Origin of the sequence: Caloramator mitchellensis (assembly GCF_001440545.1) — a bacterium.
In the GTDB taxonomy this organism is placed as follows: domain Bacteria; phylum Bacillota; class Clostridia; order Clostridiales; family Caloramatoraceae; genus Caloramator; species Caloramator mitchellensis.
In genome coordinates, this window is the sequence record NZ_LKHP01000010.1 from 23,987 (window position 1) to 35,982 (window position 11,996).

The following is an 11,996-nucleotide window of genomic DNA, read 5'->3' on the forward strand; positions in this document are numbered from 1 at the left end:
ACTATTATGAAAATTAATTAATGGATAAAAAATAATTTAAATTTTCAATTAGACATTAGAAAGAAATTAGTGTAATAATATCTATATACCCTGTATAGGTATATGAGGTTAGATATGTCAAGCGAAATGATTAAAATGATGAAGGATTTTTTTATTAATTATTTTAAGTATCATAAAGAATTAAAAAAGCAGGATGAATGGATTAAAAAGTATGCAAAGCACAAGAATTATAAGGTTAACCCCCACTGGATGATGTACACTAACTTAAAATTATGGCTAATTGAAACACAAAAGATGTTTGGGAAAAGGGTATTACCTGGTTATTATAGGTAAACGATAAAATTTTTTATTGTTAAAAAATATATTGACAATTGAATTTAATGTGGTATAATCTTGCATAAAGAATTTAATATGGAAAATAACTCATCGCGAGTGGTGGAGGGACTGGCCCTATGAAGCCCGGCAACCGGTGGTTTAACCACAATGGTGCCAAATCCTGCGGTAATTTGTTTACCGAGAGATGAGAGAGAAGACAACCTCTTTCATCTTGAAGGAGGTTTTTTTATTTTAATTTTTTGTTGATAAAAAACATTACATAACAATGAATATGAAAGGAGATTGGTTATGATCCAAATAAGGAATTTAAGTAAATCATATTTTGTCGAAGGGAAAAAAATAGAGGTATTAAAAAAAATAAATCTTGAAATTGAGGACGGCGATATTTTTGGAATCATTGGACCAAGCGGTGCAGGAAAGACAACACTGATAAGATGTCTCAATTTATTGGAAAGACCGGATGAGGGACAAATTTTAATAGATGGGGAAGATATTACTAAGATGAAGAATAGCAAGTTGAGGGATGTAAGAAAAAGAATGAGCATGATATTTCAACATTTTAACTTATTACAAAATTCAAATGTTTATAAGAACGTTGCATTCCCACTTGAAATATCAGGTTATAAAAAGGAAATGATTGAGAAAAAAGTTGATGAATTGCTAAAAATTGTTGATTTAGAGGAAAAAAAATTCTCATATCCTTCGATGCTATCAGGTGGTCAGAAACAGAGGGTTGCAATAGCAAGGGCACTGGCGAATAATCCAAGATATATACTTTCTGATGAGGCTACGTCAGCACTTGACCCAGTTACAACTACATCTATATTAAATTTACTAAAATCATTAAATGAAAACTTTGGAATTACTGTTATACTGATTACCCATGAGATGAGCGTAGTCAAGCAGATTTGCAACAAAGTTGCTTTTATTGAATACGGGCATATTGTTGAATCAGGAAAGACAAATGACATTTTGTTTAACTCTGAATCAGATAATATAAAAAGATTTATAAATCCGAGCCATGAGTTAAATTACACAGATAAAAACTTAATTTCAGGTTTGAATTTTGCATAATTACATGATGAGGTGAGACTAGTGAGCATTACTTTTGAGATTTTTGAACTGGTTTTTAGTTCTTTCTTAGAAACAATATATATGGTTTTATTATCAACTGTTTTTTCGCTTATTTTGGGACTTCCTATAGGAATTATTCTTGTTCTTACACAAAAGAACGGGCTTGTTGAGAATATTCAGCTTAATAGATGGTTGAATTCTATTATTAATACCACAAGGTCAATACCATTTATTATTCTTATAATAGTGTTATTCCCCCTTTCAAGAATTGTCGTTGGGACGAGCATAGGCTCAACAGCGGCAATTGTTCCTTTGTCTATTGCAGCTTCACCATTCGTTGCCAGGGTAATTGAATCTTCACTGAACGAAATAGATAAAAGGGTTATTGAAGCTGCAATATCCTTAGGAGCGACTATACCTCAGATTATTTTTAAAGTGATGCTGAAGGAGGCACTTCCTTCTTTAATACTTGGCATTACTTTAACAATTATAAATATTTTAGGATATTCTGCCATGGCAGGAGCAATAGGAGGAGGTGGTCTTGGAGATTTAGCTATTAGATATGGATATCAGAGATTTAGAACGGATGTTCTGATTATCACAATACTTATTTTGATTTTGTTTGTTGAATTAATTCAGCGAACAGGTAACTTTTTAGCCAGAAAATTTGATAAGAGATGACGGAGGTGTTTAGAATGAAAAGAATATTAACAATTCTTATTGCTTTTATTATTGCATTATCATTGACTGCCTGCAGCAAGTCTGCAAAGGCTGAAAACAAATTACTTGTAGGAGCGACACCGCTACCTCATGCAGAAATTCTAAATTTTGTTAAACCTAAACTTGAAGAAAAGGGAATAAAACTTGAAGTTAGAGAATTTACAGACTACGTGACACCTAACGTTGCATTAAATGATAAGCAAATAGACGCAAACTTTTTTCAACACGTTCCATACATGAACACATTTAATAAGGAAAAGAGAATGAACTTGATTGCAGTTGCCAACATACACGTTGAACCGATGGGAGCATATTCCTTGAAATATAAGAATAAAGACGAGATTAAAGAAGGTTCAGTCATTGCACTTCCTAACGATGCAACTAATGAAGGAAGAGCGCTGATACTTCTTGAAAAACAGGGGTTAATAAAACTAAAAGATTCTAACAACTTAACATCAACACCAAACGATATAATAGAAAATCCAAAAAAACTTCAATTTAAAGAATTAGAAGCAGCGCAACTTCCGAGGGTGCTTCAGGATGTTGATTTAGCGATAATAAATACAAATTATGCACTTGAGGCAAAATTGAATCCGCTAAAGGATAGTCTGTTTATAGAAGATAAGGACTCACCTTATGCAAATGTTATCACAGTAAGACCTGAAGATAAGGATAATCCTCTTATAAAAGAATTAATAAATGTTCTACAAAGTGAAGATGTAAAAAAATTCATAGAAGAAAAATATAACGGTGCTGTAGTTCCAGCATTTTAACAGGGGTTGCCTCACGAAAGTGGGGTTTTTTTTATTCTATCATGTTCAAATAAACTTATCAATACATGAAAAATTGGAAGGAAAACATATAATAAATTGAATAATTGATAATAAAAACAAATAATTTAAAAGAAATATTTTTTAATTTATGATAATATTATTTTGAATGAATAGAAGTAGGGAGGCAAAAATGAAGACAAAAGGTTTTATTTATGCAATTTTATCGGCGATATTCTTTGGCTCTGCTGGTATTTTTGTGAAGAATGGATATGAGCAGAATTTTTCACCTGTTGATTTGCTTATGCTGCAGTATATTATAGCCGGAATTATTTTACTTTTTTATTCAATTATTAGATACAGAGAAAAAATGAAATTATCAAAGGAATTACTTAAAAAACTACTAATTCAAGGTGCAATTTTCAATACATTAATGACGGTTTTCTTTTATTCCACATTTAAATATTTAGACGTTGCAGTTACTACAATACTTCTATATACATATCCAGTTATGGTTGCTTTATATAGTTTTATATTTTTAAAGGAAAAACTATCTAAAATAAAAGTGTTATCAATAATTGGAACTTTAGCCGGATGTTATCTTGTTTTAAACATAAATCAAATCAGCGCAGGGAATAATTACACTATTGGAATCATATTTGGTATTTTATCTGCGATATTTTATGCTGCCGTAAATATTTATGCAAAATACATAGTTGAAGATGTTCCGGAAGTTTTGATTACTTTTTATACAACTTTGTTTTCACTGATAGTTCTATTAATATTTAATTTTGAATTCGTATTTAAACTTTCAAACGTGAGCTTTGAATCAGTTAAAAATGCTGCACTACTTGCATTCTTCTGTGAAATAATTCCATTGACTTTGCTTTATTCTGCGATTAAATACATTGGACCTGTTACAACTTCAATAATTAGCACAATAGAAATACCATCAGCAGCAATTTTATCCTTCGTTTTTATGAAGGAATACATTGACTCTGTTCAAATGATAGGAATTTTTTTGGTTGTAGCATGTGTGATTATGTTGAAAAAAGAAGCAAGCTAAACAGCCTGCTTCTTAATTAACATAAACTATTGTATTGTTAGGGATGTTTTTATATATCCAATATGCATCGGATAAACTTAATCTAACACATCCATGGCTTGCCTTTTTACCAAGGGTGTAGTCAACAATTTTTCCGCCCTTATCCATGGGGAGAGAGTGGAAAAGGTATGGACCGTTAAATCTTACCCAATATTTAAATCCTTGTCTATAATAGCTTGAATAAAACCATTTTCCCCTTTGATTTATTCTAAAAACGCCTCTTGTAGTTGGTGCTGTGTTAATTCCTGTCGAGCAGGGCATTGTTTTATACAATTTATAAGCATTATTATTTCTAACCAAAACATATGTTTTTTGATTTACTATATCTACCCATAACAAATACTTAGAAACATTTTTAAAATTTTTACTGTTGATATATCCTTCTATAACTTCTTTATCAAGTTCTCGAGCATAAATTTCATCATCAGATTCAATTGCAAGTGCTGACCTGTCAACCCAAGCAACTTTCCCGCTTGATAAACTTTTTACTTTGAATTTTTTTTGCTTTTCACCCATCAATATCTCTACTACTTCACCATTAGAAAAACCATTTACGTTTTTAATCATAACGCCCGTTACCATGCCGGTTCCAACAATCTGGCTATAGTTAATATTTGATTTGGCTAAAACAGATGATATTAAAACAAAATTTAATAATACTATAAATGCAATAGTTTTTGCAAAAAGCCTCATCAATTTTAACCCCCCTTTAATAAAACAAAACCTTGCAATATTATATCACTATTTGAAGCAATATGTAAATAGATGTAGAATTCATGTATATAATTAGCAAAGATTGTTGTTATTAAATTTACTATAATTAATACTTGATTTAGCTATGATTGAAAGTGATATAATAGGAATATATTAATGGAGAAGTTAGTAATTTTGTTATATACAAAAATAAGTTGAATGATATATTTTCATAAATAATTGAAAAAATATGAACAATTAGTTTGGAGGTGATATTAATGGGGATACCAAATAAAGCAAACATAAATAAATTTACTTATAATGATTATTTGAATTGGCCGGAAAACGAACGATGGGAGATAATAGACGGAGAGGCATATAATATGAGCCCAGCACCATCCAGATTGCACCAGGATATATTAGGAGCCCTTTTTAGTGTATTTTATAATTATTTAAAAAACAAACAATGTAAAGTTTACCCTGCTCCTTTTGATGTAAGACTTAATTTGGAAGGTGAAGAAGATTCGAATTGCAAAAACGTTGTTCAACCTGATATATCAATAATTTGTGATATTAGCAAGCTTGACGAAAGAGGGTGCAAAGGAAGTCCAGATTTGATAATTGAAATAATTTCTCCAGCTACAATTAAAAGAGATTTGAAGGATAAATTTTATCTGTATGAAAAAGCACAGGTTAAAGAATATTGGATTGTATATCCTGAAGAAAAGACAATTATTATTTATAAATTAGAAAATGGAAGATACGGAAGACCTGAAATTTATTCGGAAGAGGATAAAATAAAGGTTGGAATCTTTCAAGAATTGAATATTTGTTTAGGTGAAATATTTAGTTAACCTAAATATATTATTCAACAAAATTTGACATGAAACTTATTTTAAAGTAAAATAAAGTGTTACTCAAAACAGGATACCTGAGGGTATCCTGTTTTTATGAGAAAAACTTTATGGAAATTTATGGAGGTTGTTATGGATAGATTTGTAAGGGAAGATATAAGAAATATAGCGATTATTGCCCACGTTGACCATGGAAAGACGACTTTGGTTGATGGGATGCTAAAGCAGAGCGGAGTTTTTAGGGCTAATGAAAAAGTTGATGAAAGAGTGATGGACTCAAATGATATCGAAAGAGAAAGAGGAATTACGATTCTTTCAAAAAATACAGCTGTTTACTATAAAGAAACAAAAATAAATATAGTCGACACTCCAGGTCATGCGGATTTTGGCGGCGAAGTTGAAAGAGTTTTAAAGATGGTCGACGGAGTTTTGCTGCTTGTTGATGCCTTTGAAGGGCCAATGCCACAAAACAGATTTGTTCTTAAAAAAGCGCTTGAGTTAAAACTAAAACCAATTGTTGTTATAAACAAAATAGATAGGTCAGATGCAAGGCCAAATGAAGTTATCGATGATGTGTTTGAGCTATTCTTAGAACTTGGTGCTGATGACGAGCAGCTTGACTTTCCAATAGTTTACTGTTCAGCAAGGGATGGAATTGCAAAAACAGAACTTGAGGATGAGTCTATAAGCCTTGAACCATTGTTCAACACAATAATTGAACATGTTCCAGCACCACAAGGTTTTATAGATGAACCACTTCAAATGCTTGTAACCACAATCGATTCAAACGAATACGTAGGAAGAATAGCTATAGGTAAAATAGAAAGAGGAAGAATAAGAAAAAATCAACAGGTTGCAGTATGCAGCACTGACGGAAATATAAGAAATGGTAAAATAGTTACTTTGTATACATTCAATGGTTTGAAAAGAGAAGAGGTTGAAGAAGCAAATCTTGGAGATATAGTAGCCATTTCTGGAATTGCAGATATTAATATTGGTGAGACAATTGCTGATGTTCAAAACCCAGAGGCGCTACCTTTTGTTGAAATAGACGAACCTACTATTTCTATGACATTCAGTGTCAATGACAGCCCATTTGCAGGCAGAGAAGGAGATTATGTTACTACAAGACACTTAAGGGACAGGCTATTAAAAGAATTAGATACAAATGTTAGTTTAAGGGTCAACGAAACTGACTCAACAGATGCCTTTGAAGTTTCTGGAAGAGGAGAACTGCATCTTTCCATCCTTATTGAAACTATGAGAAGAGAAGGATATGAGTTTCAGGTTTCAAGACCAAGGGTTATTTATAAGGAAATAGATGGGGTTTTATGCGAACCAATTGAGTATTTAACAATAGATGTTCCTGAGGAATTTGTCGGTGTGGTTATTGAGAAACTTGGTTCAAGAAAGGCTGAAATGGTTAATATGGCATCAGCTATAAATGGTTACTCAAGATTGGAATTTAAGATTCCTGCAAGGGGTCTTATTGGCTATAGAAGTGAATTCTTAACAGATACAAAGGGTAATGGAATTATGAACCATATATTTTATGGATATGAACCTGCTAAAGGGGATATACCAGAAAGAAGCAGAGGAGTGCTTGTAGCTTTTGAAACGGGTGAGGCTGTAACCTATGGTTTATACAACGCTCAGGAGAGGGGAACGCTATTTATAGGTCCTGGAACTCCTGTGTATCAGGGAATGATTGTAGGGGTATGCTCGAGGGCTGAGGATATAGATGTAAATGTATGCAAGAAAAAGCATGTAACAAACATGAGAGCAGCAGGCTCAGATGAAGCACTGCGTTTAACTCCACCAGTTGAACTTTCGCTTGAACAATGCCTTGAATTTATTGCAGGTGATGAACTTGTGGAAGTAACTCCTAAAAACGTTAGAATGAGAAAAAGGATACTTGATTCTCAGCAAAGAAAAAAAGAAGCAAAAAAGAAATGAAATCAGGCTTTTGCCTGATTTTTTTATGGAAATTTTTGAGGATAAATGTTAAAATTGTTTAATAATGATGTGTGGGGGGATGTAAATGAAAAAGGAGACTAAAATTTGGGTTGCATTTATTGCTGTATGTATTATATGGGGTTCTACATATTTAGCAATTAGAATTGGTGTATCAAAAATGCCGCCATTTATGTTTGCAGGAACGAGATTTTTAGCTGCAGGAACATTAATGCTTCTGTTTGCGAAAATTAAGGGTCTTGAGTTTCCAAAAAAATTTATCGATATAAAAAATATTGCGATTGTTGGATTGTTCTTACTCTTAGGAGGGCATGGACTTGTTGTTTGGACTGAGCAGTGGGTAGCTTCGGGGATAGCATCTATATTAGTAGCCACAGTTCCTCTTTTTATGGCAATTATTGAATTTATAAAACCAAATGGGATTAAATTATCAATAAAAGGATGGACTGGTCTTTTAGTAGGTTTTTTAGGAGTAGTTTTCCTGACGCTTTCTAAATCAAGTGCAGTCATTGATATAAAAGGGACAGTGTTTCTTTTATCAGCATCACTACTTTGGGCTATGGGCTCGGTTTATCAAAAGACATTTGAAGCTACAGGCTCTACTGTAACACATATTGGGATTGAGATGGTAGCAGGTGGAATTTCTCTGCTGATACTTGGCTTATCAATTGGCGAGGCAAGTAGATTTGCTTTCTCCACAACTGGATTGGCAGCTATGCTCTATTTAATATTCTTTGGCTCGATTATAGGATATAGCAGCTATATCTATGTCCTTCAAAACTGGCCATCATCCAAGGCTGGAACATATGCATATATCAATCCAATAGTTGCAGTAATACTTGGTGCGCTGATTTTAAAAGAGCCGTTGAGCCTTAGGATGATTTTTTCAACAGTTATTATTTTATTTGGAGTTATTTTAGTTCAAACATCAAAAACTAATCAATAGAAAGGAGACATAATATGATTAAAGCAGTAATTTTCGACATGGATGGAGTGCTAATCGATAACTATGAGTATCACTGCATAGCGTGGAAGGAGTTTGCAAGAAGAAGGAATATTAACCTTTCGGATGAGGAGATAATCAAGAATTTTGGTAGAACGAACAAGGAAATTTTTGCTCAAATATTTAAGAGAGAACTAAACGAAGATGAAGTTATAACTTTAGGAGAAGAAAAGGAAAGGGTATATAGGGAGGTTTATAAGGAATATGTAAAGCCAGTAGATGGCTTGGTTGATTATCTTAAATTCTTAAAGCAAAAGGAAATAAAAACAGCAGTGGCATCATCTGCGCCAATTGAAAACATCGATTTTATTTTAGATGAATTAGACATAAGAAATTATATCGATGCAATAGCTCATGCAGGTATGATTAAAAATGGAAAGCCGGACCCTGAAATATTTTTAAAGGCTGCTGAAATTCTTGGAGTGGAACCAAGAGATTGCATTGTTTTTGAAGACAGCCTTGCAGGTATTGAAGCAGGTGTTAGGGCAGGAATGAAGGTGTTTGGAGTTGCAACAACCTATCCTAAGGAAAAGCTAACGATGGCACACGAAACTATAGATAATTTTAAAAAGGGCAATCACTGGAATATATAAGGGATGGAGGATTAGTGTGAAAAGACTTTTGCATGATGTATATAGAGCTTTAAGATTCTTTTCTTTAACTATTGCCTTTATATCGACTGCAGCTGGAATACTGCTTGCATTTAGGTTTGGATATCTATTTAAAAATGGATTTAATGCATTTGAATTAGTAATAGTAAGTTTAACATTAATTGCAGGGCTGTCAGTTCAGGCAGGCGTAAACCTTGTTAATGATTATTTTGAAGGCAAAACCGATAAAAATATAAATAATGAGAAAAAATATAGATTTTTAGGAGTTGAAAGAACGTTCACAGAAATAATAATATTTTTAGCAGGGATGGCATGCTTTGGGCTTGCAGGGCTGATAGGATTGTTTTTGGTTTTTTACTTTAGGAATATAAATTTGCTTATAATTGGAGTGATGGGTTTAATAGGTGGTTATGCGTATACAGGATACCCTATAAATTATAAGGATAAAGGCCTTGGGGCTGTTCTTTCTTTTATTTTAATGGGACCATTGATGGTGGTTGGAAGCTATGTAGTTTTTTCAAATCAAGGGATTACAGACGTTGTATTGCTTTCGCTTCCGTTCAGCTTTTTAATTCCAGCGCTTCTTTTAAGCAATGAAATAAGGGACTACGAAAGCGATGTTGTTAACAATATTAAAACCTTTAGCGTAAGGTTCGGACTTGAAACGGGAAAATTTTGCTATAAAGCTTTAGTTGTTTTATCTTACATTTTCATTCCTCTTTTGATACTACTAAATAAACTTCCTATTTTTTCTCTGTTAACTTTTATAACAATTCCATTTGCAATTAAAACTCACAAATTACAATATACAAATAAAAGAGCATTTGTTCCAAACACGGCATACCTTCACCTATATTATGGTATAATATACTTATTAAGTTTAATATAGAAGGGGTGTTAATATGGATGCAGTTGACATTTTGATAAATGAGCACGTATACATAAAAAAGGTATTAGCAGCGATAAGAAGAGACTGCGAGGAACTTGTTGAGGGGAAGTCTGTTGATGTTGAATTTTATAGAAAGGTTATTGACTTTGTTAGGAATTTTGCTGACAAGTATCATCACCAAAAGGAAGAAAATAAGCTTTTTAACATAATGGCTGAGAAGAATGAAACACTTAAATCAGGGGCTATAGCAGGGATGCTATTAGAACATGACCTTGGCAGAATGTATATAAGAAATCTTGAGGAAGCGCTAAACAATTATGAAAAGGGAGATAAAAAGCAAAAGGCTTATATAGTTGCCAACGCAATATCCTATACAATGCTGCTCGAAGGCCATATAGATAAAGAGGATAATGCTATTTACATGACTGCAAGAAGGGTTTTAGACGAAAATATTCAGGAAAGATTAAAGGAAGAATTTGAAAAAATAGAAGGCGACCAAGAAAATACTAAGATTAGAAACAAATACATAGATTTTGCAAATAGCCTGTAATGGGGGGATAATTTTGAGAAGTTTTGCAAGCGATAACAACGCAAGGGTGCATCCTAAGATAATGGAGGCAATTGTTAAAGCTAATGAAGGCGATGTTGTATCTTACGGGGACGATATATACACCGAAAGGGCTGTTAATAAGTTTAAAGAAATTTTTGGAGAAGATATAGACGTATACTTTGTTTACAACGGAACAGGGGCAAATGTATTAGGGCTTGGAACAATTACAAGACCATATAATTCAATTATTTGTTCATCCTGGGCACATATAAATACTGATGAGTGTGGAGCGCCTGAAAAGAATACAGGCTGCAAGATAATCTCCTTACCAAGTGCAGACGCAAAAATACAAGTAGAGGATATAGAAAAGCACCTTCATGCTTTAGGAGTTGAACACCATTCACAGCCTAAGGTGATTTCAATTACTCAATCAACAGAACTTGGAACTGTGTATACTGTGGATGAAATTAAGAAAATTTCTGATTTTGCCCACAGAAATAACATGCTTGTTCATATGGATGGTGCAAGAATTGCAAATGCTGCAGCTTCATTAAATAAAGGCTTAAGAGAAATTACAAGAGATGCTGGGGTTGATGTTTTGTCCTTTGGAGGAACTAAAAATGGAATGATGTTTGGGGAAGCTGTTGTGTTTTTCAACAAGGAACTTTCAAAGGATTTTAAGTTTATAAGAAAACAAAGCATGCAGCTGCACTCAAAGATGAGATATATTTCAGCACAGTTTGAAGCTTTATTAAGCGACAACCTGTGGTTTGAAAATGCAAAACATGCAAACGAAATGGCAAAATACTTAGAAAGTAAAGTAAGAGAGATAAAGGGCATTGAAATAACCCAAAAGGTTGAGGCAAACGCAGTTTTTGCAATACTCCCTAGACAAACTATAGAAAAACTTCTTAAAAAACACTTTTTCTATATTTGGAACGAGGAAACAAATGAAGTTAGGTGGATGACGTCCTTTGACACTACCAAGGAAGACATAGATTCCTTTGTGAGTGACATTCACTTGATTTCTTGACTTCTTGAATTGTTTGACAAATTTAAATTAGGGTAGGTAAACCTACTCCAGGTTATGTGAGGTCTACAAATGGATATAATTTTATTACTTCTTTTAGCTATAAATATATTTGCTCTTTTAATTATGTTTATCGATAAGAGAAGAGCAAAAAAACACAAGTTCAGAATTTCTGAAAAAACTATTTTCATTATTGCGGCAATCGGTGGAAGCATTGGAATATATTTAGGAATGTTTCTGTTTCATCATAAAACAAAGCATTTAAAATTTATTATTGGAATTCCGATTATTATAGTTTTACAAGGCTTTCTTATTTATTATTTAAGATAAATATCGTTTTAATGAAAAAATAAATGATTTTTGATAAATTTTATAGATATAGAACAT

14 protein-coding genes and 1 riboswitch are annotated in these 11,996 nt (G+C 32.7%); of the genes, 13 read left to right on the forward strand and 1 reads right to left on the reverse strand.

Features of this window, described 5'->3' with window-relative positions; translation table 11 throughout:
- The first annotated feature begins 114 nt into the window (after positions 1 to 114).
- The 5 genes from ABG79_RS08775 (at position 115) to ABG79_RS08795 (ending at position 3,966) form a co-directional block, all read left to right on the forward strand.
- Positions 115 to 333 carry a hypothetical protein gene (locus tag ABG79_RS08775; RefSeq protein WP_057979103.1) on the forward strand — a complete coding sequence of 73 codons (219 nt, stop codon included), beginning with the start codon at positions 115 to 117 and terminating at the stop codon, positions 331 to 333.
- 87 nt (positions 334 to 420) lie between these two features.
- Positions 421 to 527, forward strand: a riboswitch (SAM riboswitch).
- A gap of 97 nt (positions 528 to 624) precedes the next feature.
- A complete protein-coding gene (locus tag ABG79_RS08780; RefSeq protein WP_057979104.1) occupies positions 625 to 1,410 on the forward strand; it encodes a methionine ABC transporter ATP-binding protein in 786 nt (261 codons plus the stop codon).
- A 39-nt stretch (positions 1,411 to 1,449) separates the two neighbouring features.
- Positions 1,450 to 2,091 (forward strand): methionine ABC transporter permease, encoded by a 642-nt coding sequence (locus tag ABG79_RS08785; RefSeq protein WP_341408914.1) that lies wholly within the window; start codon positions 1,450 to 1,452, stop codon positions 2,089 to 2,091.
- 14 nt (positions 2,092 to 2,105) lie between these two features.
- A complete protein-coding gene (locus tag ABG79_RS08790; RefSeq protein WP_057979105.1) occupies positions 2,106 to 2,903 on the forward strand; it encodes a MetQ/NlpA family ABC transporter substrate-binding protein in 798 nt (265 codons plus the stop codon).
- A gap of 190 nt (positions 2,904 to 3,093) precedes the next feature.
- Entirely contained in the window at positions 3,094 to 3,966 is an 873-nt protein-coding gene (locus tag ABG79_RS08795) for a DMT family transporter (RefSeq protein WP_057979106.1), read from the forward strand.
- 12 nt (positions 3,967 to 3,978) lie between these two features.
- Here the strand turns inward: ABG79_RS08795 and ABG79_RS08800 are convergent, their stop codons facing one another.
- Positions 3,979 to 4,698 carry a L,D-transpeptidase gene (locus ABG79_RS08800; protein WP_057979107.1) on the reverse strand — a complete coding sequence of 240 codons (720 nt, stop codon included), beginning with the start codon at positions 4,696 to 4,698 and terminating at the stop codon, positions 3,979 to 3,981.
- Between the two features lie 278 nt (positions 4,699 to 4,976).
- On the opposite strand from ABG79_RS08800, the gene ABG79_RS08805 reads away from it, so the two are divergent.
- The 8 genes from ABG79_RS08805 (at position 4,977) to ABG79_RS08840 (ending at position 11,939) form a co-directional block, all read left to right on the forward strand.
- Positions 4,977 to 5,552, forward strand: coding sequence for a Uma2 family endonuclease (locus ABG79_RS08805; RefSeq protein WP_057979108.1), 576 nt, complete (start codon positions 4,977 to 4,979; stop codon positions 5,550 to 5,552).
- Between the two features lie 132 nt (positions 5,553 to 5,684).
- A complete protein-coding gene (gene typA / locus ABG79_RS08810) occupies positions 5,685 to 7,508 on the forward strand; it encodes a translational GTPase TypA (protein WP_057979109.1) in 1,824 nt (607 codons plus the stop codon).
- Positions 7,509 to 7,593: 85 nt separating this feature from the next.
- Positions 7,594 to 8,472, forward strand: coding sequence for an EamA family transporter (locus tag ABG79_RS08815; protein ID WP_057979110.1), 879 nt, complete (start codon positions 7,594 to 7,596; stop codon positions 8,470 to 8,472).
- 14 nt (positions 8,473 to 8,486) lie between these two features.
- The gene (locus ABG79_RS08820; RefSeq protein ID WP_057979111.1) at positions 8,487 to 9,122 is read left to right on the forward strand and encodes an HAD family hydrolase; all 636 of its coding nucleotides are present in this window, start codon (positions 8,487 to 8,489) and stop codon (positions 9,120 to 9,122) included.
- A 16-nt stretch (positions 9,123 to 9,138) separates the two neighbouring features.
- Complete coding sequence (locus tag ABG79_RS08825; RefSeq protein WP_057979112.1) at positions 9,139 to 10,029, forward strand: prenyltransferase; 891 nt, start codon at positions 9,139 to 9,141, stop codon at positions 10,027 to 10,029.
- Positions 10,030 to 10,042: 13 nt separating this feature from the next.
- Entirely contained in the window at positions 10,043 to 10,579 is a 537-nt protein-coding gene (locus ABG79_RS08830) for a hemerythrin domain-containing protein (RefSeq protein WP_057979113.1), read from the forward strand.
- 13 nt (positions 10,580 to 10,592) lie between these two features.
- A complete protein-coding gene (locus ABG79_RS08835; protein ID WP_057979114.1) occupies positions 10,593 to 11,612 on the forward strand; it encodes a threonine aldolase family protein in 1,020 nt (339 codons plus the stop codon).
- Positions 11,613 to 11,681: 69 nt separating this feature from the next.
- Positions 11,682 to 11,939: a DUF1294 domain-containing protein gene (locus ABG79_RS08840; protein ID WP_057979115.1), complete on the forward strand. Its 258-nt coding sequence runs from the start codon at positions 11,682 to 11,684 to the stop codon at positions 11,937 to 11,939.
- Positions 11,940 to 11,996: the final 57 nt, after the last annotated feature.